The following is a 24,501-nucleotide window of genomic DNA, read 5'->3' as shown; positions in this document are numbered from 1 at the left end:
CAGGAACGGTGGTGACAGCGGCACCGTCGGTAGCCGTGGTCTCGACCACCGCGCCGGTGATCATCAATGAGGTCTATGGCGCGGGGGGCAACGCGGGTGCGTCGCACAACCGCGACTTCGTCGAGCTCTACAACCCGGGGGGTTCCCCCGTCTCGCTCGCGGGTTGGAGCGTTCAGTACGCATCCGCGGCGGGGAGCTCCTGGACCAACAAGACCGACCTGAGCGGTCAGATCGCCGCGGGCGGGTCGGTCGTGGTCGGCGGCGCGGGGTCGACGAACGGCGTCTCGTTCGTCGTCGACTTCGACGGCTCGGTCAACATGAGCGGTTCGGCGGGCAAGGTCGCGCTGGTGAGCTCGACGACAGCGCTGACCTGCGGTACCGACTGCGCCACGCAGCCGAGCGTCATCGACCTGGTCGGCTTCGGCTCGACCGCCTCGTCGTACGCCGGCTCCGGGCCCGCGACCGGGATGGCCGTGACCAAGTCCGTCTCGCGCACGAACCACGCGAACACCGCGGACAACGCTGTGGACTTCACGCCTCAGGAGCCGACGCCGGTGGCCGGCGGGCTCGTCGCCCCGGAGCCGCCCGGCGACCCGGTTCCCGCGACGATCGCGGAGATCCAGGGCACGGGGACCAACTCGCCACTCGTCGATGAGACGGTCGTGACGACGGGTGTCGTCACGGCGACGTACCCCGCGGGCACGGGGCAGCGTGCCGGGTACGTGATCCAGACCGCCGGCACGGGCGGGACGCTCGGCGAACGCACCTCGTCGGACGCGGTGTTCGTCTACTCGCCGAGCACGACGGCGTCGGTCGAGATCGGTGACAACGTCACGGTGACCGGAGAGGTGAGCGAGTTCAACGGGCTCACGGAGCTCACGGTCACGGGTGCCGGCGACCTCGAGGTGCTGGACACGACGGAGACGGTGACGCCGCTCACCGGGGCCTGGCCCGCGACGGCGAGTGCCCGCGAGGCGATCGAGTCGATGCTCCTGCTGCCCACGGGCGACATGACGGTGTCGAACACCTACTCGACCAACCAGTACGGCGAGGTCGGCCTCGCAGTCGGTGACGAGCCGCTGCTGCAGTGGACCGAGGTCGCCGACCCGCAGGACACCGAAGCGGTCCAGCTGGTCAAGGACGACAACTTCGCCCGCGGCGTCGTGCTCGACGACGCCCTGAGCATCAACTTCCTCAGCGCCGCGAACCAGTCGCTCGTGCCGTCGTACGTCTCGCTGACGAACCCGGTCCGCGTCGGCGCGGCGGTCACGTTCGACCACCCGGTGATCGTGACCTTCCTGAACAACGTGTGGAAGCTCGACCCGACCGGCCCGGTCACCGGCACCACCGGGAGCCCCGTGACCTTCGAGAACGACCGGACCCCCGCGCCGCGGGCGGTCGGCGGCTACGTCACGGTCGCGTCGTTCAACGTCCTGAACTACTTCACGACCCTCGGCACGGACGACCCGAGCTGCACGTCCTACAAGGACCGCGCGGGCGACGGCGTCACCGTCAACACGGGCTGCGACCAGCGCGGTGCGTGGGACTCGGCCGACCTGACGCGGCAGCAGGACAAGATCGTCGCGGCAATCAACTCGCTCGACGCTGACGTGGTCGGCCTGCTCGAGATCGAGAACTCGCTCGTCGTGGACGACGACGCGGACGAGGCGCTGGGCACGCTCGTCGGCGCCCTCAACGCGGCCGCGGGTACGACGAAGTGGGCGTTCGTCCCGTCGTCGAGCGAGCTCCCGCCGGCGAGCGAGATGGACGTCATCACCAACGGGATCATCTACCAGCCGGCCGCAGTGGTGCGGCAGGGCGAGTCGCACGCGCTGGGCACCCTCTCGAGCGGCAACGAGGCGTTCTCCAACGCGCGTGAGCCGATCGCGCAGGCGTTCGCGCCAGTGGGCGACGGCGACCCGCTGCTCGTCGTCGTGAACCACTTCAAGTCGAAGGGCTCGGCGGGTCCGCTGCCGGGTGACGCGGACACGGGCGACGGGCAGGGTGCGTCGAACGCGTCGCGCGTCGCGCAGGCGACCGCGCTGCGCGACTGGGTGCCGACGATCCAGGGCGACGTCGAGTCCGTCGCGCTCGTGGGCGACTTCAACTCGTACACGAAGGAGGACCCGCTCGAGGTCCTGTACGACGCGGGTTACGCCGACGCGACCGAGAGCCTCGCGCCGGGCGAGTACTCGTACTCGTTCGACGGGCTCGCGGGTTCGCTCGACCACGTGCTGCTCAACGAGGCCGCCCTCGGCCGCGCGACGGGCGCGGACGTGTGGGAGATCAACGCCGAGGAGTCCATCGCGCTCGAGTACAGCCGGTACAACTACCACGGCGCGCTCTACTACGCCGCCGACCCGTACCGTTCGTCCGACCACGACCCGGTGATCGTGGGGCTCAGCGCGACCGCGGCTGCGGAGCCGGTCGACCTGACGTTCCTGAACATCAACGACTTCCATGGTCGGATCGACGGGAACACGGTGAAGTTCGCGGGGACGGTGGAGCAGCAGCGTGCGGCGGCTCCTGGTCCGGTGGCGTTCTTGTCGGCTGGTGACAACATCGGTGCGTCGTTGTTCGCGTCGGCGACGCAGCAGGACCAGCCGACGATCGACGTGCTGAACGCGTTGGACCTGCAGGCCGCGGCCGTGGGCAACCACGAGTTCGACAAGGGCTATGCCGACCTGGTGGACCGCGTCGTCGGCGACGAGAGCGACCCGAACGCCGACTGGGCCTACCTCGGCGCGAACGTGACCTTCACCGACACGGGCGAGCCGGCCCTCCCCGCGTACACGACGTTCGACATGGACGGAGTGACCGTCGCGGTGATCGGTGCCGTGACCGAGGAGACCCCCTCGCTGGTCACCCCGGCCGGGATCGCGGACCTCACGTTCGGTGACCCGGTCGAGGCCGTGAACGCGGTCGCCGCGGACCTGACGGACGGGGTCGAGGCGAACGGTGAGGCTGATGTGATCGTGGCGGAGTACCACGAGGGTGCCGGTGCCGGCACGCCTGATGGTGCGACGTTGGAGGACGAGCTGGCGGCGGGGGGTGCGTTCGCGGAGATCGTCGAGGACACCTCGGCGGCGGTGGACGTGATCTTCACGGGGCACACGCACAAGCAGTACGCGTGGGCGGCGGCGGTGCCGGGTGTGGACGGCAAGACGCGTCCGGTGCTGCAGACCGGCTCGTACGGTGAGTTCATCGGCAAGGTCGTGCTGACCTACGACCCGTCGTCCGACGAGGTGCTCGCGCACACGGAGTCGAACGTGGCGCGCACGAGCGTCGCGGACTCGACCCTGGTCTCGACCTACCCGCGGGTGGCGACGGTCAAGGGCATCGTGGATGACGCGATCGCGTACGCGGACCTGGTCGGCAACGAGCCGGTCGGGTCGATCACGGGGGACATCACCACGGCGTTCACCGGTGGCTCCTACGTCGGCGGGAAGTACCAGGGCTCGGGCCCGCTCCCGACGACCGGGCGCGACGACCGGGCGAACGAGTCGACGCTGGGTGACCTCGTGGCGAACTCGCTGCGGGACACGTTGGCGCCGTCGAACCTGGGTGGTGCGCAGATCGGTGTGGTGAACCCGGGTGGTCTGCGGGCCGAGCTGCTGTTCGCGAAGTCGGGTGCCGAGACCGAGGACGGGATCGTCACCTATGCGGAGGCGAACGGTGTGCTGCCGTTCGTGAACAACCTGTGGACGACGACGCTGACGGGTGCTCAGCTCACGACGATGCTCGAGCAGCAGTGGCAGCTCGACGCGAACGGGAACGTTCCTTCGCGGCCCTACCTGCAGCTCGGTCTCTCGGACAACGTGACCTACACCTACGACACGGCCGCTGCGCAGGGTCACCACATCACCTCGGTGACGGTCGACGGTGAGCCGTTGGATCCGGCTGCGGACTACCGGATCGGGACGTTCTCGTTCCTGGCGACCGGTGGCGACAACTTCCGGGTGTTCACCGAGGGCACCGACACGCGCGACTCTGGTCTGATCGACCGTGACGCGTGGATCGCCTACCTGCAGGCCCACGAGGACATCGCCCCCGACTTCGCCCGCCAGGGTGTCGTCGTCACGGGCGCTGCGACGTCGGTCTCGCCCGGTGACGCGCTCGCGCTCACGGTCGGCAAGCTCGACCTGACGAGCCTCGGCTCGCCGCTGAACACGGCGCTCGACGTGCGCCTCGACGGCGAGTCGATCGGTTCGGCGGCGGTCACGGCCGGCGCCGCGACCGTCACCTCGACGATCCCGTCGGACACGGAGGTCGGCGACCACGTGCTGACCCTCGTCGCGAGCCCGAGCGGCACCACGGTGACGCTCCCGCTCGCGGTGGACGACGGGACCGTCGACCTGACGTTCCTGAACATCAACGACTTCCATGGTCGGATCGATGGGAACACGGTGAAGTTCGCGGGGACGGTGGAGCAGCAGCGTGCGGCGGCTCCTGGTCCGGTGGCGTTCTTGTCGGCTGGTGACAACATCGGTGCGTCGTTGTTCGCGTCGGCGACGCAGCAGGACCAGCCGACGATCGACGTGCTGAACGCGTTGGACCTGTCCGCGTCGGCGGTGGGTAACCACGAGTTCGACAAGGGGTTCAGTGATCTGACGGACCGGGTGATCGGTGCGGCGGGCGACGAGAACGCCGCGTGGGACTACCTCGGCGCCAACGTGTACGAGAAGGGCACCACCACGCCCGTGCTGCCGGAGTTCGTGACGTTCGACATGGACGGCGTGACGGTCGCGGTGATCGGCGCGGTCACCGAGGAGACGCCGTCGCTCGTCACGCCCGCGGGTATCGCGGACCTCGACTTCGGTGACCCCGTCGAGGCGGTGAACCGGGTCGCGGCCCAGCTCACGGACGGCGAGGAGGCCAACGGTGAGGCCGACGTGATCGTGGCGGAGTACCACGAGGGCGCCGGTGCGGGGACGCCGGACGGTTCGACCCTGGAGGACGAGCTGGCCGCGGGTGGGGCGTTCGCGGAGATCGTCGAGGACACCTCGGCGGAGGTGGACGTGATCTTCACGGGCCACACGCACAAGCAGTACGCGTGGTCGGCGCCGGTTCCGGGGGTGGACGGCAAGACGCGTCCGGTCCTGCAGACCGGTTCGTACGGTGAGTTCATCGGTCGTGTGGTCCTGGACTACGACCCCGCCACCGACGAGGTGCTCGCCCACACCGAGACGAACGTCGCGCGCACCGCCGTTCCCGACGACCTGCTCACCGTGGCCTACCCGCGGGTGGCCGAGGTCAAGGAGATCGTCGATGACGCGATCGAGTACGCGACCGTCGTCGGGAACGAGCCCGTCGGTTCGATCACGGCGGACATCACGACGGCGTTCGCCGGCGGGTCGTACGTCAACGGTGTCTACGTCGGTTCGGGTCCGCTGCCGACGACGGGGCGCGACGACCGTGCCAACGAGTCGACGCTCGGTGATCTCGTGGCGAACTCGCTGCGGGACTCGCTGGCCCCGGAGAACCTGGGCGGCGCCGAGATCGGCGTGGTCAACCCGGGCGGTCTGCGCGCCGAGCTGCTGTTCGCGAAGTCGGGTCTGGAGAGTGAGGACGGCGTGGTCACCTACGCGGAGGCCAACAGCGTGCTGCCGTTCGTGAACAACCTCTGGACGACGACGCTCACGGGCGAGCAGTTCACGACGATGCTCGAGCAGCAGTGGCAGCGCGACGCCAACGGCAACGTGCCGTCGCGCCCCTACCTGCAGCTGGGGCTTTCGGACAACGTCACCTACACCTACGACCCCACGCTCCCCGAGGGAAGCCGGATCACGTCGGTCACGGTGAACGGTGAGCCGCTCGACCCGGCGGCCGACTACCGCGTCGGGACGTTCTCGTTCCTGGCGACCGGTGGCGACAACTTCCGGGTGTTCACCGAGGGCACCGACACGCGCGACTCGGGTCTGATCGACCGTGACGCGTGGATCGCCTACCTGACGGCGCACGACGACCTCGCACCCGACTTCGCCCGGCAGTCGGCGCAGGTCACCAACGTGTCGTCGGAGCTGTTCGCCGGCCGCACGTTCGCGGCGGACGTCGCGCGGCTCGACCTGACGAGCCTCGGCTCGCCGCTGAACACGTCGCTGGACGTGCTGCTCGACGGCGAGTCGGTCGATACGGCCGTCGTCACCGGCGGTGCGGCGCACGTCGAGTTCACGCTGCCCGAGTCGACGACGCCGGGCGACCATGTGGTGACGTTCGTCGCGGCGCCGTCAGGCACCGTGGTCACGCTGCCGATCGTGGTCGCCAGCCCGGTCGCCACCACGACGACACTCGGCGTGACCGGCGACCGGGTCTCGGGCGAGACGCAACGGCTCAGCGCGATCGTCGGGCCGCTCGGTGTCGTCGGGACCGTCACGTTCACCGACGGGGACCGGTGGCTCGGCACCAAGCGGGTCGTGCTCGGTGTGGCGAGCCTCGACGTGGCGCTTGCTGCGGGTTCGCACGAGATCACGGCGACGTTCGTCGCAGCCGAGGCCGGTTGGGCGGACTCGCACGACTCGACGACGGTACGCATCGGCAAGTCGACGACGATCACGGCGCTCAAGCTCACGCCGACGAGCGCCGTCTACGGGAGCGCCGTCAAGGCGGCCGTGACCGTGACGGGCCTGACGGCGCCCGCGACGGGTTCGGTGCAGATCCTGGACGGCACGAAGGTCATCGGGACCGGCACGCTGACGACCGTCGGGAACGTCGGGAAGGTGACGATCTCGCTGCCCCGGACCCTGACGGTCGGGACGCACAGCCTGCGGGCCAAGTACCTGGGCTCGGCCGAGGCCGCACCCTCGTCGGTCACGGGCACGCTCCAGGTGACCAAGGCGACGTCGAAGGTGGTGCTGACGACCTCGAGCTGGACGGTCCCGTCCGGGTCGAGGCCGAAGGTGACCGTGACGGTCAAGGGGACGCCTGGCGGTCCCGCGCCGACGGGTTCGGTCACGCTCAAGGTGGGTGGCACGTCGCTCACGGGCACGCTGAAGAACGGAGCGGTGACCTTCACGCTGCCTCGACTGACGGCCTCGGTCACGGTCGTGGCGACGTACGGCGGCAGTGCCGGCTACCAGGCATCGACGCAGTCGCACCGGATCACCGTGCGCCGGTAGCGGCAGCGCGCTGACAGGCGCAGGTACGACGAGGGCGGCGCCCCGGGGTGAGATTCCCGGGGCGCCGCCCTCGTCGTGCGCCCGCCCTGTGCTCGTCGGACCTGCGCAGGTGCTGCAGGAAGCCGGTGCTGCAGGAAGCCGGTGCTGCAGGAAGCCGGTGCTGCGGGAGGTCGGTGCTAGAGGTAGTCGTGGTAAGCGGGCAGGTCCAGCACTCCGTTGCCCGACAGACCGATGACGATCGTCTCGTCGGTCGTCGCCGCGCGGGCGTGCGCGATCGCGCCCGCGACCGCGTGCGTCGACTCGGGTGCCGGGATGATGCCCTCGGCCCGGGCGAACTCGAGCCCGGCGGCGAACGCCGTGTCCTGCTCGACGGCGATCGCCGAGAGCAGCCCGAGCTCGAGCGCGTGCGAGACCATCGGCGCCATGCCGTGGTAGCGCAGCCCGCCCGCGTGGATGGGCGGCGGGACGAAGTCCTTGCCGAGCGTGTGCATCTTGAGCAGCGGGGTCAGCCCTGCGACGTCGCCGAAGTCGTACCGGTACTCACCCTGGGTCAGCGAGGGACACGCTGCGGGCTCGCACGCGACGACCTTCGTCGTCGTGCCCTCGCGCAGGTTGCGGCCGATGAACGGGAAGCTCAGGCCGCCGAGGTTCGAGCCTCCGCCCGCGCAGCCGAACACGATGTCGGCCTGCTCGCCGATCTCGTCGAGCTGGGCGAGGGCCTCCTGACCGATGACCGTCTGGTGCAGCAGCACGTGGTTGAGGACCGACCCGAGCGCGTAGTGCGCGTCCGGGTTCGTGGCCGCCGCCTCGACGGCCTCCGAGATCGCCATGCCGAGCGAGCCGGTGGTGTCCGGGTCCGCGGCGAGCATCGCGCGGCCCGACTCCGTCAGGTCCGACGGCGAGGGGTGGCAGATGCCGCCGTACGTCTCCATCTGCATGCGCCGGTAGGGCTTGGAGTCGTAGGACGCGCGGACCTGCCAGACCTCGCACTCGAGCCCGAGCAGCGCGCACGCGAAGGACAACGACGCGCCCCACTGCCCGGCGCCCGTCTCGGTGGTCAGCTTCGTGGTGCCCTCGACGGCGTTGTAGTACGCCTGGGCGACCGCGGTGTTCGGCTTGTGCGAGCCGGCGGGGGAGACGCCCTCGTACTTGTAGTAGATCTTCGCCGGGGTGCCGAGTGCGCGCTCGAGGCGCAAGGCGCGGATCAGCGGCGAGGGGCGCCACAGTGCGTAGATCTCGCGCACGGTCTGCGGGATCTCCACCCAGCGCTCGGTGCTGACCTCCTGCATGATCAGCGCCATCGGGAACAGCGGCGCGAGGTCCTCGGGTCCCAGCGGCTGCCGGGTGCCCGGGTGCAGTGCCGGGGGCGTCGGCTCGGGCAGGTCGGCCGCGAGGTTGTACCAGTGGGTCGGGACGGTGGACGGGACCACCGTGCCGACCGGATCGGTCAACGGCTGGCGGACGTCGGGAGAAGTCGTCATCACGGGCCTCTCGTGCGGCGCGCATCGTTGCGCGCGGGGAACGTCCCCGCAGCCTATCGACGGCTGGAGCGGCGTCCGGGTCGACGGGGCAGGGTCCGGGCGCGTCGGGTCCCCTGCGCGTCCGTCGCCTCGGCCTATCCTCCGAGAAGGATGCTGCGCCGCTTGCGTACCCGACAGACGTACCGGCAGGGCCGTGGAGCGGAGGGATCGGCGTGAGCGAGGTACCGGAGTCGGTGGGTCGGCGTCCACGAGGACGGATCGGGAACTGGTACCGACGACTCCCGCGCGGGCCCCGGGGCCTGATCGGGGGCGTTGCTGTCGCCGTCGGCATCGTCATCGCCAGCAGGCCGACCACATCGCTCGGCCTGTTGGCGCTGCTCGTCGGCGCCGGCCTGGTGCTGTCCGGGATCCTGGAGCTCACGGCGCACTCGGACCGCATGCCCGGCGGGTCAGCCCGCCCGTCCGTCTGGCGCGTCGTCGGCGCAGCCTTGTGGATGGTCGCCGGTCTGCTCGTCCTGCTCCTTCCCGGCCTGACGGTCAGGCTTCTCGCCGCGGTGGTCGGCATCACGCTGATCGTGAACGGGTTGCTCGCCGGTGTCGCTGCACTCCGGCGCGGCGGGACGCTCGACGGTCGTCTCGCTGCGGTCGCCATCGCCGTGGCGCAGGTCGTCTTCGGCGCGCTCGCGCTGCTCTGGCCCGACATCACGCTCATCGTCGTCGCGGTCGTCTTCGGTGCTCGTCTCGTCATCGTCGGCTCCCTCGAGCTCTGGTACGCGACCCGAGGTGTCGATCGTCGTCCCCGCGCCGCGACCGGCAGGCCCACGGTGCTCCGGCGCTGGACGCACACCGTCGTCGCAGTCGTCGTGCTCGTCCTCGCCACCGGTGGCGCGCTCGTCAGCGCCGCGATCCACGGGGGGTCACCCGTGGTGGACGACTTCTACGCCGCACCGCGCGAGGTTCCGTCCGCGCCCGGTCGGCTCATCCGCTCGGAGCCTTTCACGCGCGACGTGCCGGCTGACGCGATGGGCTGGCGGATCCTCTACACGACCACGGGCGGCGACGGCAGCCCTGCTGTCGCCAGCGGACTCGTCGTCGTCCCGCGCAGCGGGGACGGCGCCTGGCCCGTCATCGACTGGACCCACGGCACCACGGGGTACGCCCGGAACTGTGCGCCGTCGCTCGCGACGCAGCCCTTCGAGTCAGGGGCGTTGTTCGTGCTGGACCAGATCATCGACGAGGGTTGGGCGCTCGTCGCCACCGACTACATCGGGCTCGGCACCGAGGGGCCGCATCCGTACCTCATCGGCCCGGACTCGGCGCACGCCGCGCTCGACGCCGCGCGCGCCGCCAGGCAGCTTCCCGAGGCGCGGCTCGGACTGCAGGACGTCGTCTGGGGACACTCCCAGGGCGGCGGTGCGGCGCTGTGGACCGGGGCGCTCGCGAGGCGGTACGCGCCTGACCTGGACATCGTGGGTGTCGCCTCGCTGGCGCCCGCGAGCAACCTTCCGGCACTGGTCAGCGACCTGCCGAACATCACCGGCGGCAGCGTCTTCGCGGCGTACACGTTCGCCGCCTACGAGGCCTACTACGACGAGGTCAGCTATGCCGACTACATCCGGCCGGGTGCCGAGGTCACGGTGCGCGAGATGGCCGAGCGTTGCCTCGCGGAACCAGGCGTCTTCGTCTCGATCCTTGCGGCGCTGGCGCTGACGAACGACCCCGTGATCTTCTCGAACGATCCGACCACCGGGGTGCTCGGCGAACGCCTGGAGCAGAACGTCCCACCCGCGACCATCGACGCGCCGCTGCTCCTCGCGCAGGGCGCCGCAGACCAGCTGGTCATCCCGTCGGCCCAGGACGACTACGTCACGACACTATGCACCGCAGGGCAGCAGGTGGACTATCGGCTCTACGCCGATCTCGGTCATGTCGCGCTCGTCGAGCCGGGCTCGCCGCTCGTCCCGGACCTGATCGAGTGGACCCACGACCGCCTCGACAGCAAGCCTGTGCCCGGCGGCTGCACGCGGCAGCAGACCTGACCGGCGGACGGTTCGCGCTACCGACGAACGGGCGACCCCCGCGCTCACAGTGCGCAGGAGTCGTCCGCGCACGCGGCGGCGGACGGGTCGCCGGCGAGTGTCACGATCGGGTTGGCCTCGCGCCACGCGACCTCGAGGAGCTGCGTGAACACCTCGGCGGGCTGCGCCCCGGACACCGCGACCCGACGGTCGACGACGAAGAACGGCACCCCGGTGACGCCGATCGAGCGCGCCTCGGCGATGTCGGCGTCGACCGCGGCGGACTCGTCGTCGCCGACGAGGAACTCCGCGACCGCGTCGTCGTCGTACCCGTGCGCGCCGAACCCGACCTCGCGGGCCAGCACCACCAGCGACGCGTCCACGCCCAGGTCGACACCCTGCTCGAAGTGTGCGGAGAACAGCGCCTCGTGCGTGCGGTCCGCGAGCTCGCGGCCACCGATCCGCGACGCGAGGTGCGCGAGCCGGTGCGCGTCGTAGGAGTTGAACGCGAGGGTCCGGTCGAAGTCGTACGCCAGCCCGACGGTCGCCGCGACGGCCGTGACGTGCGCGAACATCTGCTGCACCTGGTCGACGGGCAGGCCCTTCATCTGCGCGAGCGCCTCGACCTCGGGACGCCCGGGACCGCTCGGCGTCTCGGGGGAGAGCTGGTAGGAGCGCCAGGTCACCTCGACGTGCTCGCGATGGGGGAACGTCTCGAGCGCGCGGGCGAACCGGCGCTTGCCGATGAAGCACCAGGGGCAGGCGACGTCGGACCAGACCTCGACGGACAGGGTGCGGACGCTGTTCACGGCGGAGGCGTTCAGGGTGGGGATGCTCACGGCAGCAGGAGGACCTTTCCGGTGGTCGCGCGCGACTCGAGCGCGCGGTGGGCGTCAGCCGCGTCGGCCAACGGGAAGCGGGCGCCGACGCGCACGGACAGCGCGCCGGAGGAGACGGCGGTGAAGATCTCACGGGCGCGCCAGGCGAGCTCGTCGGGGTCGCGGACGTGATCGTCGAGCTTGGGTCGGGTGAGGAAGACGGACCCGGCGGCGTTCAGACGCTGCGGGTCGAACGGCGGCACGGGTCCGGACGAGCCGCCGAACAGCACGAGCGTGCCCCGCGCCCGCAGCGACGCGAGCGACGCGTCGAACGTGTCCCGGCCCACCGAGTCGTACACGGCATCCACCCCGCGGCCGTCGGTGAGGTCACGTACGAGCGCGGGCAGCTCGGTGGTGAGGTCGGACAGCTCGCGGTAGCGGATCACCTCGGCGGCGCCGGCCTCGCGTGCGAGCGTCTCCTTCTCCGCCGTGCCGACGGTCGCGATCACTCGCGCGCCGCGTGCGGTCGCGAGCTGGGTCAGCAGCAGCCCGACCCCGCCCGCGGCCGCGTGGACCAGCACGACGGAGCCGGGACCGACCTCGTAGGACGAGGTCACCAGGTAGTGCGCGGTCATGCCCTGCAACGGGATCGCCGCCGCGGTCTCGTCGGAGATCTCGGGCGGCACGACGAGCGCGGCGTGCTCGGGCACCGCGACGAGCTCGGCGTACGACCCGGGCGCGGCCGACCATGCGACCCGGTCACCGACCGCCACGCGCGTGACCTCGGCCCCGACGGCGACGACGGTGCCGGCGCCCTCGGACCCGACGACGTGCGGGAACGGCATCGGGTACAGCCCGGCGCGGCGGTACGTGTCGATGAAGTTCACACCGGCGGCGGCCAGGCGGACCACGGCATCGGACGGGCCCGGGACGGGTTCGGGACGGTCGACCACGGACAGGACCTCGGGTCCACCGGGCTCGGTGGCGACGACGGCGCGCATGCCCGGGCAACGCGCGGGCTCGTCCTCGGCATTCCCTAGGGCCCCACGACAACGCTGTGCATGACTTCGCGTCAGCGTGTATGTTCATGCGCATGTCGTTCACCGTGGCCGTCGCCGGCGCCAGCGGCTATGCCGGCGGGGAGATGCTCCGCGTCCTGCTCGGGCACCCCGAGGCCCGGATCGAGACACTCACCGCGCACTCGAGCGCGGGCAACGCCCTCGGCGAGCACCAGCCGCATCTGCGCTCGCTCGCCGACCGCATCCTGGCACCGACGAGCCCCGACACGCTCGCGGGGCACGACGTCGTCGTGCTCGCCCTGCCGCACGGCGCGAGCGGTGCGGTCGCGGCGGAGCTCGCGCAGCGCGACCCCACGACGATCGTCGTGGACCTCGGTGCGGACCACCGCCTGTCGAACGCCGCCGACTGGGAGGCCTACTACGGCAACGCGCACGCGGGCACGTGGCCGTACGGGCTCCCGGAGCTGCTGCACGCGGGCGAGTCGGTCCCGACGAAGCAGCGGGCGGTGCTCGCCGAGGCGACCCGCATCGCCGTGCCGGGATGCAACGTCACCGCGGTGACGCTCGGCCTGCAGCCCGGGATCGCGGCGGGGCTGATCGAGCCGCTCGACGTCGTCGCGGTCCTCGCCAACGGCTACTCGGGCGCGGGCAAGAGCCTCAAGCCGCACCTGCTCGCCGCCGAGGGCCTCGGCATGGCGCAGCCGTACGCCGTCGGCGGTACGCACCGGCACATCCCGGAGATCGCGCAGAACCTGCGCGTCGCGGGAGCGCCGGACGTGACCATCTCGTTCACGCCGACGCTCGTGCCGATGTCGCGCGGCATCCTCGCGACCGCGACCGCGCGCCTCGTGCCGGGCACGGACCCGGCGCTCGTGCGCGCGGCGTGGGAGACGGCCTACGCCGACGAGCCGTTCGTCCACCTGCTGCCCGCCGGGCAGTGGCCGACGACGGCGGCGACCCTCGGCGCCAACACCGCGCTCGTGCAGGTCGCGGTCGACGAGCGTGCGGGCCGGGTCGTGACCGTCACCGCGATCGACAACCTCGTGAAGGGCACGGCCGGCGGCGCCGTGCAGTCCCTCAACGTCGCTCTCGGGCTGCCCGAGACGCTCGGCCTGCCTCTGGACGGAGTCGCACCATGACCATCACCGCGCAGGACACCGCGCAGCTCTCGCCGGGCGTCACGGCACCGCTGGGCTTTCGCGCGAGCGGCGTCACGGCCGGGCTCAAGGCGTCGGGGCGCCCCGACCTGGCGCTCGTCGTCAACGACGGTCCGCTGTCCGTGGGTGCCGCGGTGTTCACGACGAACCGCGTGGTGGGCCACCCCGTCACATGGTCCCGCCAGGTCGTCGCGGACGGCGTGGTGAACGCCGTGGTCCTGAACTCGGGCGGCGCGAACGTGTGCACCGGCCCCGAGGGCTTCCTCGACACCCACCGCACCGCCGAGAAGGTCGGCGAGGCGCTCGGCGTCTCGCCCGGCGACGTCGTCGTGGGCTCGACCGGCCTCATCGGCGAGCGGCTGCCGATCGAGACCCTGCTCTCGGGCGTCGACCTCGCCACGAACGCGTTGAGCACCACCGGCGGCCCGGCCGCCGCGGTCGCGATCATGACCACCGACACGGTCCCGAAGACGGCCGACGTCACGGTCGACGGCGACTTCGGCACCTGGCGCGTCGGCGGCATGGCCAAGGGCGCGGGCATGCTCGCGCCGGGCCTGGCGACGATGCTCTGCGTGATCACCACCGACGCCGTCGTGGACGCCGCGACCGCGGACGCGGCGCTGCGGGCCGCGACGCGCCAGACCTTCGACCGGATCGACTCCGACGGCTGCATGTCCACCTCGGACACGGTGGTGCTGCTGGCGTCGGGCGCCTCCGGAGCGACGCCCGACCCGGAGGGCTTCGCCGCGATGGTGACCGCGGTCGCCGCCCAGCTCGCCCGCCAGCTCGTCGCGGACGCCGAGGGCGCGATGCACGACATCGCGATCACGGTGACCGGTGCGCAGACCCAGGACGGCGCGCTCGCCGTCGCGCGTGCGATCTCCCGCTCGAACCTGTTCAAGGCCGCGATCTACGGCAACGACCCGAACTGGGGCCGCATCCTGGCGTCGGTCGGCACGGTCCCCGAGCACGTCGCGGCATTCGAGCCCGAGCTCCTCGACGTGAGCGTCAACGGCGTGATGGTGTGCCGCGCCGGCGGCGCGCACGAGCCGCGCTCGCTCGTCGACCTGGCGTCGCAGCGCGAGGTGCACGTGCTCCTCGACCTGCACGCGGGCACGGAGGTCGTCACGCTTTGGACCAACGACCTCACGCACGCGTACGTCACCGAGAACAGCGAGTACTCCACGTGAGCAGGGGCGACGAGTTCGTCTTCGACACCCGCACCGACCTGCGCCCCGACCAGAAGGCCGAGGTGCTGATCGAGGCGCTGCCCTGGCTCCAGAAGTTCGCGGGCGCGCTCGTCGTGGTCAAGTACGGCGGCAACGCCATGATCGACGAGGACCTCAAGCGCGCGTTCGCGCAGGACATGGTGTTCCTGCGGCAGGTCGGGCTTCGGCCCGTCGTCGTGCACGGCGGCGGCCCGCAGATCAACGCGATGCTCGACCGGCTCGGGATCGACTCGGAGTTCCGCGGCGGCCTGCGCGTGACCACGCCCGAGGCGATGGACGTCGTGCGCATGGTGCTGACGGGGCAGGTCTCGCGCGAGCTCGTCGGGCTGCTGAACGCGCACGCGCCGCACGCCGTGGGCCTCTCGGGGGAGGACGCCGGGTTGTTCCAGGCCCGCCGGCGCACCGCGTTCGTCGACGGCGAGCAGGTCGACATCGGCCTCGTCGGCGACGTCGTCAAGGTGAACCCGGGCGCCGTCCAGGACCTGCTCGACGCCGGCCGCATCCCGGTCGTGAGCACCGTCGCACCCGACATCGACGACCCGACCCAGGTGCTCAACGTGAACGCCGACACGGCCGCCGCCGCGCTCGCGGTCGCGCTCGGTGCGCGCAAGCTCATCGTCCTGACCGACGTCGAGGGCCTGTACCTGAACTGGCCCGACCGCTCGTCGCTCGTGCGGCGGCTGCAGGCGTCCCAGCTCGCCGAGCTGCTCCCGTCGCTCGACTCCGGCATGCGGCCCAAGATGGAGGCCTGCTGGCGGGCCGTCGAGGGTGGCGTGGGCCGTGCGCACGTCATCGACGGCCGCGCGCCGCACTCGATCCTCGTGGAGGTCTTCACCTCCGACGGGATCGGCACGATGGTCCTGCCCGACGAAGAGCCCGCCGACGCGCCCTTCACCGCCCCGATCCCCGTGGTCCACCCGGAGGTGGCGCAGTGAACGACACGACCGAGACGACGACGAACGACCGGCCACCGGTCGAGGCGCCGACGCGCCGCGCGCTGCGCCGGGTCGCGGCCACGGTCGACGGGCTGCCGACCGCAGGTGCGGACGGCTCGGTCGCGCAGTGGACGGACCGCTACCAGCACGCGCTGATGGACACGTTCGGCGCTCCCCGCAAGATCCTGGTGCGCGGCGAGGGTGCCTACGTCTGGGACGCGGACGGCGTGCGCTACCTCGACCTGCTCGGGGGCATCGCGGTCAACAGCCTCGGCCACGGCCACCCGACCCTGACGGCCGCGATCAGCGCCCAGCTCGGCACGCTCGGGCACGTCTCGAACTTCTTCGGCAGCCCGACGCAGATCGCGTTCGCCGAGCGGCTGCTGGAGCTCGCGCAGGCGCCGGCGGGCTCGCGCGTGTTCCTGACGAACTCCGGCACCGAGGCGAACGAGGCGGCGTTCAAGCTCGCCCGGCGCACGGGGCGCACGCGCGTGCTCGCGCTCACCGAGTCGTTCCACGGCCGCACGATGGGCGCGCTCGCGCTCACCCACAAAGCGGCCTACCGCGAGCCGTTCGAACCGCTGCCGGCGGGCGTCGAGTTCGTGCCCTTCGGCGACCTCGACGCGCTCGCCGCGGCGCTCGCGCCCGGCGACGTCTCGGCGCTGTTCGTCGAGCCGATCCAGGGCGAGGCCGGGGTGCGGCCGCTGCCGGCCGGCTACCTCGCGGAGGCCCGTCGGCTCACGTCCCAGCACGGCACGCTGCTGGTCCTCGACGAGGTCCAGACGGGGATGGGCCGCACGGGCGCGTGGTTCGCGCACCAGCACCCGCACCTCGGCGGCGGAGTCGTCCCGGACGCGGTCACCGTGGCCAAGGGCCTCGGCGGCGGCTTCCCCGTGGGCGCGCTGATCGCGTTCGGCGAGCAGACCGCCACGCTGCTCGGCCGCGGGCAGCACGGCACGACGTTCGGCGGCAACCCGGTCGCCGCAGCGGCGGGTCTCGCGACGATCGGCGTGATCGAGCGCGACGACCTGCTCTCGCACGTCCGCGACCTGGGCGCCCGGCTGCGTGCGCGGATCGCCGCGTCGGGCGGGTCGCTCGTCGCCGAGGTCCGGGGCGAGGGCCTGCTCGTCGGGATCGGGCTGAGCGCACCCGTCGCGCCGGCCCTCGCGGAGCGCGCGCTCGACGCGGGCTTCATCGTCAACCCGGCCACGCCGACGACCGTGCGCATCGCGCCGCCGTTCATCCTGACCGACGACCAGGCCGGCACGTTCGTCGACTTCCTGGCCTCGGTCGACCCCTCCTCGCTCGGCGACGGTGCGTCGTGACGCGCCACTTCCTGCGGGACGACGACCTGAGCCCGGCCGAGCAGCGCACGGTGCTCGAGCTCGCGCTCGCGTTCCGCGACGACCGGTACATCCGCACGCCGCTCACGGGCCCACGCGCGGTCGCGGTCATCTTCGACAAGCCGACGCTGCGCACCCAGGTGTCGTTCTGCACGGGGATCGCCGAGCTCGGCGGCTTCCCGCTCGTCGTCGACGGCAACCTCGCGCAGATCGGGACGCGCGAGTCGATCCCGGACACCGCGCGCGTGCTGGGCCGGCAGGTCGCGGCGGTCGTCTGGCGCACGCACGAGCAGTCGCGCATCGAGGAGATGGCGCGGCACGCGGGCGTCCCGGTGGTCAACGCGCTCACCGACGACTTCCACCCGTGCCAGGTGCTCGCGGACCTCGCGACCGTCGCGCTGCACCGCGGCGGGGTCGCCGGCCTCGCCGGGCGCACGTTCGCGTACCTGGGCGACGGCGCCAACAACATGGGCCACTCGTACGCGCTCGGAGGGGCGACCGCCGGGCTGCACGTCCGGATCGGCTGCCCCGCCGACTACGCCCCGGACCCGACGATCCTCGCCGACGCGCGCCGCGTCGCCGCGACGACCGGAGGCTCGGTCACGGTCGTGCACGACCGCGACGAGGCGGTCGCGGGTGCCGACGTCGTGGCCACCGACACGTGGGTGTCGATGGGCCAGGAGGACGAGGCCGGGCTGCGGGAGACGCCGTTCGTCCCGTTCCGGCTCGACGAGGACGCGCTCGCGCTCGCCGCTCCTGACGCGCTCGTGCTGCACTGCCTGCCCGCCTACCGCGGCAAGGAGATCACCGCCGCCGTGATCGACGGAGCGCAGTCGGTGGTCTGGGACGAGGCGGAGTTCCGGCTGCACGCGCAGAAGGCGCTCCTGTCGTTCCTGCTCGAGGGCCGGCGATGAGCCTCGCGAGCGTGCCCGCACCGAACCTGCCGACGAGCATCCCGACGACGAAGGCGGCCCGGCAGGCCCTCGTCGTCGGCCTGCTCGCGCGCGAGACGGTCTACTCGCAGCACCGTCTCGCGGAGCTGCTGGCCGACGAGGGCGTCTCCGTCACGCAGGCCACGCTCTCGCGCGACCTCGTCGAGCTCGGTGCGGTCAAGGTGCGCACGTCGTCGGGCGCGCTCGCGTACGCGGTCCCGGCCGAGGGTGTCCCGCGCACCGCGGCCCCCTCCCAGCCCGACGAGGAGCACCTCGCGGCCCGGCTCGCGCGGCTGTGCGAGGAGCTCCTGCTGACCGCGGAGTCGTCGGGCAACCTCGTCGTGTTGCGTACCCCGCCGGGCGCCGCGCAGTTCCTCGCATCCGCGATCGACCACTCGGTGCTCCCGGCCGTGCTCGGCACGATCGCCGGCGACGACACCGTGCTCGTGATCTCCCGCGACAGCGACGGCGCCGCACTCGCGGCGCGGTTCCTGGCGCTCGCCAGCCCCGTGCGCAGCACGCACACCCCGTAGCCCGAGAACCACCCACCCCAGCACGAGACCCACACAAGGAAGCGGAACTCCCATGACTGAGCGCGTCGTCCTCGCATATTCCGGTGGCCTGGACACCTCCGTCGGCATCGGCTGGATCGCCGAGGCCACCGGCGCCGAGGTGATCGCGGTCGCCGTCGACGTCGGCCAGGGCGGCGAGGACCTCGAGGTCATCCGCCGCCGCGCGCTCGACTGCGGTGCGGTCGAGGCCTACGTCGCCGACGCGCGCGACGAGTTCGCGGCCGAGTACTGCATGCCGGCGCTGCAGGCGAACGGCCTGTACCTCGACCGCTACCCGCTCGTCTCGGCGCTCTCGCGCCCGGTGATCGTCAAGCACCTCGTGCGTGCGGCCCGTCAGTTCGGCGCGACGACGGTCGCGCACGGCTGCACGGGCAAGGGCAACGACCAGGTGCGGTTCGAGGTCGGCATCACGTCGCTGGCGCCCGACCTGACGTGCCTCGCGCCGGTCCGCGACCTGGCTCTCACGCGGGACAAGGCGATCGAGTTCGCCGAGCGCAACAAGCTGCCGATCGCGACGACCAAGCACAACCCGTTCTCGATCGACCAGAACGTGTGGGGCCGCGCGGTCGAGACGGGCTTCCTCGAGGACATCTGGAACGGTCCGACGAAGGACGTCTACACCTACACCGACGACCCGACCTTCCCGCCGGTCGCCGACGAGGTCGTCGTGACGTTCGAGCAGGGCGTGCCGGTCGCGTTCGACGGCGTGCCGGTCACGCCGCTGCAGGCGATCCAGGAGATGAACCGCCGCGCCGGCGCGCAGGGCGTCGGCCGGATCGACATCGTCGAGGACCGCCTGGTCGGCATCAAGAGCCGCGAGGTCTACGAGGCGCCGGGCGCGATCGCTCTCATCGCGGCCCACCAGGAGCTCGAGAACGTGACGGTCGAGCGCGAGCAGGCCCGCTTCAAGCGGACCGTCGAGCAGCGCTGGACCGAGCTGGTCTACGACGGCCAGTGGTTCAGCCCGCTCAAGCGCTCGCTGGACACGTTCATCGCGGACACGCAGCGCTACGTGTCGGGCGACGTGCGGCTCGTCCTGCACGGCGGCCGCGCGACGGTCACCGGCCGGCGCTCCGACTCGTCGCTGTACGACTTCAACCTGGCCACCTACGACACGGGCGACTCGTTCGACCAGTCCGCCGCGCGCGGCTTCATCGAGATCTACGGCCTGTCGAGCAAGCTCGCCGCGGCTCGGGACGTGCGCTTCGGCAACGGCGTCGACCTCGGCCACCAGGGCGGCATCGATGTCTGACGCGACGCCGGACGCGCCGCTCGCCCTGTGGGGCGGGCGGTTCGCGTCCGGCCCGGCGGCCGCGCTGACCGAGCTGTCCCGCTCGACGCAGTTCGACTGGCGACTGGCCGACGTCGACATCTCGGGTTCGATCGCGCACGCGCACGTCCTGCACACCGCGGGACTGCTGTCCGACGACGAGGTGCGCGGCATGGTCGATGCGCTCGAGCTCCTGCGCGCGGACGTCGCCTCGGGTGCGTTCGGTCCGACGCCCGACGACGAGGACGTGCACACCTCGCTCGAGCGCGGCCTGATCGAGCGGGCGGGCGCCGACCTGGGCGGCAAGCTGCGCGCGGGCCGCTCGCGCAACGACCAGATCGCGACCCTGGTGCGGATGTACCTGCGCCGCGAGGCGCGCGTGCTGGCGGGGCTGGTGCTGGACGTCGCCGACGCGCTCCTGGGGCAGGCACAGGCCGCCGGCGACGCACCCATGCCGGGCCGTACGCACCTGCAGCACGCGCAGCCAGTGCTGCTGGCCCATCACCTGCTCGCGCACGTGTGGCCGCTCATGCGGGACGTCGACCGCTGGATCAGCTGGGACTCGCGCGCGGCCCGCTCGCCCTACGGCTCGGGCGCGCTCGCGGGCTCGTCGCTCGGGCTCGACCCGGCCGCGGTCGCCGCCGAGCTCGGCTTCGACGGTCCGGTCGAGAACTCGATCGACGGGACCTCGTCGCGCGACGTGGTCGCGGAGTTCGCGTTCGTCGCGGCGATGCTCGCGGTCGACGTGTCGCGCCTCGCCGAGGAGGTCGTGCTGTGGTCGACGAAGGAGTTCGGCTTCGTCCGCCTGCACGACGCGTTCTCGACCGGGTCGAGCATCATGCCGCAGAAGAAGAACCCCGACGTCGCGGAGCTCGCGCGCGGCAAGGCGGGCCGGATCATCGGCGACCTGACGGGCCTGCTGGCCACGCTCAAGGGCCTCCCGCTCGCGTACAACCGCGACCTGCAGGAGGACAAGGAGCCGGTCTTCGACCAGATCGACCAGCTCCGCGTGCTCCTGCCGGCGTTCGGGGGCATGGTCGCGACGCTGACCTTCGACCTCGACCGGATGGCGCAGCTCGCGCCCCAGGGCTTCAGCCTCGCGACCGACATCGCCGAGTGGCTGGTGCGTCAGGGCGTGCCGTTCCGCGTCGCGCACGAGGTCGCGGGTGCGTGCGTGCGGGCGTGCGAGGAGCACGAGCCCTCGATCGAGCTGTGGGACCTGACCGACGACGAGCTCGCCGCGATCTCGCCGCACCTCACGCCGGGAGTGCGCGAGGTGCTCAGCGTCGAGGGCTCGCTGGCGTCGAGGTCCGCGACCGGCGGCACCGCGCCGTCCGCGGTCGCCGCGCAGCTGGTCGACGCCCGCAACGTCGCGACGAGCCTGCGGGCGTGGACGACCGCCTGACCCGGGCCGCCCCGGCCGCGGCCTCCGGGCCCGAGCCCGCCGAGCCCGGGGCCGCCGAGCCCGCCGAGCCCGCGGCCGCCGAGCCCGCCGAGCCTGCCGTCGACTCGGTGCCGGCGCACGTGCTGGCCGTGGCGCTCGCCCGCCGCCCGGCGCTGGGCCGCGTGCGGCTCGTGTGCATCGACGGCCCGGCCGGCTCGGGCAAGACCACCTTGGCCGCCGCCGTGGCCGCCGTGGCCGCGGCGCGCGGCGTCCCGTGCGTGGTGCTGCACCTCGACGACCTGTACGAGGGCTGGTCGGGTCTCGAGGGGAGCCTGTGGCCGCGGCTCGCGGCGCAGGTGCTCGAGCCGCTGCGCCGTGGCCGTCCCGGCCGCTACCAGCGCTACGACTGGGTGCGCGGTGCGTTCGACGACTGGGTCGACGTGCCGGTCCCGGAGCTGCTCGTGCTCGAGGGCTGCGGCTCGGCCCGTCGATCCGCCGCCGCCGTCGCGAGCCTGCTGGTGTGGGTCGAGGCGCCGTCCGCTCTGCGGCTCGAACGGGGCCTCGACCGTGACGGCGACGAGGCCCGACCTCAGTGGCTGCAGTGGATCCGCGACGAGGCCGAGCACTTCGTCCGCGAACGCACGAGGGAACGCGCCGACATCGCACTGGACGGGTTTGGCAGGATGACCCCGTGAGCCCCCTCGCCGACGATGGACCGGACGCCCCGGTCCCGTCCCCGCTGCCGGACCCCTCGACCGGGTCCGGACGGGCGGGCGCGTCGTCGGCCCCGCGGACGCCCGACGCGTCCGACCCGATCCGGTTCGTCACGGTCCCGGCACGCGTCTGGTACTCCCGCGACGTGCACGCCGTGGCCCGCGACCTGCTCGGCGCGTACCTCACGACGAGCTCGGCCGAGGGCGACGTGACGGTGCGGCTCACCGAGGTCGAGGCCTACGGCGGTGCGGACGATCCTGGTTCGCACGCGTTCCGCGGCCGCACCGCCCGCAACGCGGTGATGTTCTCCGAGCCCGGCCGGCTCTACGTGTACCGGCACCTGGGCCTGCACCACTGCCTCAACGTCGTCGTTCAGCCCACCGGGTCGCCCGCGGCGGTCCTGCTGCGCGCGGGGGAGGTGGTCGACGGCGCGGAGCTCGCCTGGGTCCGGCGCGAGCGTGTCGGCGTCGTCGACTCGCACCGCCAGCTCGCACGTGGTCCGGCCCGCCTGGCTGTGGCGCTCGGCCTCGACCTGGACGCGAACGGCACCGACCTCACCGAGGCGGGTGGACCCGTCGTGCTGCACCGCCACGAGGGGCACGCGATCTCGACGCACGCGAGCGGACCGCGGGTCGGTGTCTCGGGCGGCGGTGGTGACGGCGCGCGCTACCCGTGGCGCTACTGGCTCACGGACGAGCGCACGGTGTCCGCCTATCGGCCGGCGTATCGACCGCCGACGTCGGCAGCCGTCCCGTGACGGGACGACGACGTCGGCCCGACCCGCCGGCACCCGTCCGGCGCCCTCTGCCCGCCGTCGCGCCCGGAGCGCGACGCCCCTGACCGGAGACTGACGTGACCCACATCCTCGACGAGCTCGCCTGGCGCGGACTCATCGCCCAGACCACCGACGCCGACGCACTGCGCGCCGTGCTGTCCGCGGGCCCGCTGACGTTCTACGGCGGGTTCGACCCGACCGCACCGTCGCTGCACATCGGCAACCTCGTGCTCATCCTGACGATGCGGCGCTTCCAGCTCGCGGGACACCGCCCGCTCGCGCTCGTCGGCGGCGCGACCGGTCTCATCGGCGACCCCCGGCAGTCGGGGGAGCGCACGCTCAACTCGCCCGAGGTCGTCCAAGGCTGGGTCGAGCGCATCCGCGCCCAGATCGAGCCGTACCTCGACTTCGAGGGCACGCACGCCGCGCGGATGGTGAACAACCTCGACTGGACTGCGAGCCTGAGCGCCATCGACCTGCTGCGCGACGTCGGCAAGCACTACCGTCTCGGGACGATGCTCGCGAAGGACATCGTCGCGCGTCGCCTGCACAGCGACGAGGGCATCAGCTTCACGGAGTTCAGCTACCAGGTGCTGCAGGGCATGGACTTCTCGCACCTGGCGCGCGAGCTCGACTGCCGGCTGCAGCTCGGCGGCAACGACCAGTGGGGCAACCTGCTGGCCGGGGTCGAGCTGACCCGCAAGCGCGACGGCCTGGCCGTGCATGCGCTGACGACGCCGCTCATCACGAAGTCCGACGGGACGAAGTTCGGCAAGACCGAGGGCGGCTCCGTGTGGCTCGACCCCGAGATGACCACCCCGTACGCGATGTACCAGTTCTGGCTCAACGCTGGCGATGACGACGTCGTGCACTACCTGAAGGTGTTCACCTTCCGCTCGCGGGAGGAGATCGACGCGCTGGCGGCGGCCGTACAGGACCGACCCGCAGCGCGCGAGGCGCAGCGCGCACTGGCCTACGACGTCACCGCGCTCGTGCACGGTGCGGCCGCGGCCGACGCCGTGGTCGCGGCGTCGCATGCGCTGTTCGGGCGCGGGTCGCTCGGCGACCTCGACGAGCGCACGCTCGCGGCGGCGGTCGCGGAGCTGCCGACGGCAGCGGGCCGGCCCGGCGACCTCGTCGTCGACCTGCTCGCGGCCACGGGCGTGGTGCGCAGCAAGTCGGAGGCGAGGCGTGCGGTCGCGGAGGGCGGGGCGTCGGTGAACAACGTCCGCGTGCCCGACGAGGACGCGACGCTGGCCGCCGGCGACCTCCTGCACGGGCGCTGGGCCGTCCTGCGGCGCGGCAAGCGCACGCTCGCCGTCGTCGACGCAACGCTCTGACCTGCAAGTTCGCGGCCCCGCGGTCCCGACCGCGGGGCCGCGCCGCTGCGTCGCGGCTCGGGACCTCCGTCCTGGTGAGGCTCGTCACGCACCGCCGACTTGCCTCTCGTCGCAACCTCCCCGTAATGTTCTCCAGGCCGCCCGGCAGGGAGGAACGGACACCAGGCAGGTCCCGGTGGACGGTCCCGCAGGTGGCCACCCCCTCATCGCGTGAGCGGCACTTCGTGTGCCTCGCACGCGTCGAGGGTCGGACACCGAGTCCGGCCAGACCACGGGAAACCGATGGTCGCCGGAGCTCCGAAAGTCCGGTACAGTAGTGAAGCCCCGAGCGGGCCGGCCCAGCCGGCAGCCAGGGGATCGAACAACAAGCCTCCAGCTGGAGCCTCACGGCTTCGGGGG

16 protein-coding genes are annotated in these 24,501 nt (G+C 72.3%); 13 read left to right on the top strand and 3 right to left on the bottom strand.

Annotation, left to right across the window (positions count from 1 at the left end; genetic code table 11):
• The first annotated feature begins 35 nt into the window (after positions 1–35).
• A complete protein-coding gene (locus tag CCO02nite_RS04310; RefSeq protein ID WP_246117342.1) occupies positions 36–7,115 on the top strand; it encodes an ExeM/NucH family extracellular endonuclease in 7,080 nt (2,359 codons plus the stop codon).
• Between the two features lie 176 nt (positions 7,116–7,291).
• Here CCO02nite_RS04310 and CCO02nite_RS04305 read toward each other — a convergent pair whose 3' ends face one another.
• Positions 7,292–8,596 carry a TrpB-like pyridoxal phosphate-dependent enzyme gene (locus CCO02nite_RS04305; protein WP_146841827.1) on the bottom strand — a complete coding sequence of 435 codons (1,305 nt, stop codon included), beginning with the start codon at positions 8,594–8,596 and terminating at the stop codon, positions 7,292–7,294.
• A 212-nt stretch (positions 8,597–8,808) separates the two neighbouring features.
• On the opposite strand from CCO02nite_RS04305, the gene CCO02nite_RS04300 reads away from it, so the two are divergent.
• The gene (locus tag CCO02nite_RS04300) at positions 8,809–10,635 is read left to right on the top strand and encodes a lipase family protein (RefSeq protein WP_246117341.1); all 1,827 of its coding nucleotides are present in this window, start codon (positions 8,809–8,811) and stop codon (positions 10,633–10,635) included.
• Positions 10,636–10,679: 44 nt separating this feature from the next.
• On the opposite strand, the gene CCO02nite_RS04295 is transcribed toward CCO02nite_RS04300, so the two are convergent.
• Entirely contained in the window at positions 10,680–11,453 is a 774-nt protein-coding gene (locus CCO02nite_RS04295) for a DsbA family oxidoreductase (protein WP_246117340.1), read from the bottom strand.
• Positions 11,450–12,433 (bottom strand): quinone oxidoreductase family protein, encoded by a 984-nt coding sequence (locus CCO02nite_RS04290; protein ID WP_146841826.1) that lies wholly within the window; start codon positions 12,431–12,433, stop codon positions 11,450–11,452. Before CCO02nite_RS04290 ends, CCO02nite_RS04295 begins: the two co-directional genes overlap by 4 nt.
• A 92-nt stretch (positions 12,434–12,525) precedes the next feature.
• Between CCO02nite_RS04290 and argC the strand changes: the two genes are divergently transcribed.
• From argC to tyrS, 11 genes are all read left to right on the top strand, one after another.
• Positions 12,526–13,590 (top strand): N-acetyl-gamma-glutamyl-phosphate reductase, encoded by a 1,065-nt coding sequence (gene argC, locus CCO02nite_RS04285; protein ID WP_222593134.1) that lies wholly within the window; start codon positions 12,526–12,528, stop codon positions 13,588–13,590.
• Positions 13,587–14,798 (top strand): bifunctional glutamate N-acetyltransferase/amino-acid acetyltransferase ArgJ, encoded by a 1,212-nt coding sequence (gene argJ / locus CCO02nite_RS04280; protein WP_146841824.1) that lies wholly within the window; start codon positions 13,587–13,589, stop codon positions 14,796–14,798. Before argC ends, argJ begins: the two co-directional genes overlap by 4 nt.
• Positions 14,795–15,772, top strand: a complete 978-nt coding sequence (gene argB, locus CCO02nite_RS04275; RefSeq protein ID WP_146841823.1) for an acetylglutamate kinase — start codon at positions 14,795–14,797, stop codon at positions 15,770–15,772. Before argJ ends, argB begins: the two co-directional genes overlap by 4 nt.
• Positions 15,773–15,834: 62 nt before the next feature.
• On the top strand, positions 15,835–17,097 hold the full coding sequence (locus CCO02nite_RS04270; RefSeq protein ID WP_146842101.1) for an acetylornithine transaminase: 1,263 nt from the start codon (positions 15,835–15,837) through the stop codon (positions 17,095–17,097).
• Entirely contained in the window at positions 17,094–18,029 is a 936-nt protein-coding gene (gene argF / locus CCO02nite_RS04265; protein ID WP_146841822.1) for an ornithine carbamoyltransferase, read from the top strand. Before CCO02nite_RS04270 ends, argF begins: the two co-directional genes overlap by 4 nt.
• A complete protein-coding gene (locus CCO02nite_RS04260) occupies positions 18,026–18,580 on the top strand; it encodes an arginine repressor (protein WP_146841821.1) in 555 nt (184 codons plus the stop codon). Before argF ends, CCO02nite_RS04260 begins: the two co-directional genes overlap by 4 nt.
• 52 nt (positions 18,581–18,632) lie before the next feature.
• Entirely contained in the window at positions 18,633–19,871 is a 1,239-nt protein-coding gene (locus CCO02nite_RS04255) for an argininosuccinate synthase (protein WP_146841820.1), read from the top strand.
• On the top strand, positions 19,864–21,294 hold the full coding sequence (argH, locus tag CCO02nite_RS04250) for an argininosuccinate lyase (RefSeq protein WP_146841819.1): 1,431 nt from the start codon (positions 19,864–19,866) through the stop codon (positions 21,292–21,294). Before CCO02nite_RS04255 ends, argH begins: the two co-directional genes overlap by 8 nt.
• Positions 21,279–21,968: a nucleoside/nucleotide kinase family protein gene (locus CCO02nite_RS04245; RefSeq protein WP_246117339.1), complete on the top strand. Its 690-nt coding sequence runs from the start codon at positions 21,279–21,281 to the stop codon at positions 21,966–21,968. Before argH ends, CCO02nite_RS04245 begins: the two co-directional genes overlap by 16 nt.
• Positions 21,969–22,087: 119 nt before the next feature.
• On the top strand, positions 22,088–22,744 hold the full coding sequence (locus CCO02nite_RS04240) for a DNA-3-methyladenine glycosylase (RefSeq protein ID WP_246117364.1): 657 nt from the start codon (positions 22,088–22,090) through the stop codon (positions 22,742–22,744).
• 95 nt (positions 22,745–22,839) lie between these two features.
• A complete protein-coding gene (tyrS, locus tag CCO02nite_RS04235; protein ID WP_146841818.1) occupies positions 22,840–24,102 on the top strand; it encodes a tyrosine--tRNA ligase in 1,263 nt (420 codons plus the stop codon).
• Positions 24,103–24,501: the final 399 nt, after the last annotated feature.

It is taken from the genome of Cellulomonas composti (genome assembly GCF_007990245.1).
In the GTDB taxonomy this organism is placed as follows: domain Bacteria; phylum Actinomycetota; class Actinomycetes; order Actinomycetales; family Cellulomonadaceae; genus Cellulomonas; species Cellulomonas composti.
The sequence above is the reverse complement of the archived record's forward strand: the minus strand, read 5'-3'. Positions and strand labels throughout refer to the sequence as shown.

Excerpts from the sequence above, each read along its gene's own strand:
- CCO02nite_RS04305 (WP_146841827.1), bottom strand. The coding sequence starts at position 8,596 with ATGACGACTTCTCCCGACGTCCGCCAGCCGTTGACCGATCCGGTCGGC.
- CCO02nite_RS04255 (WP_146841820.1), top strand. The coding sequence starts at position 18,633 with ATGACTGAGCGCGTCGTCCTCGCATATTCCGGTGGCCTGGACACCTCC.
- argJ (WP_146841824.1), top strand. The coding sequence starts at position 13,587 with ATGACCATCACCGCGCAGGACACCGCGCAGCTCTCGCCGGGCGTCACG.
- argC (WP_222593134.1), top strand. The coding sequence starts at position 12,526 with ATGTCGTTCACCGTGGCCGTCGCCGGCGCCAGCGGCTATGCCGGCGGG.
- CCO02nite_RS04260 (WP_146841821.1), top strand. The coding sequence starts at position 18,026 with ATGAGCCTCGCGAGCGTGCCCGCACCGAACCTGCCGACGAGCATCCCG.
- argH (WP_146841819.1), top strand. The coding sequence starts at position 19,864 with ATGTCTGACGCGACGCCGGACGCGCCGCTCGCCCTGTGGGGCGGGCGG.
- CCO02nite_RS04290 (WP_146841826.1), bottom strand. The coding sequence starts at position 12,433 with ATGCGCGCCGTCGTCGCCACCGAGCCCGGTGGACCCGAGGTCCTGTCC.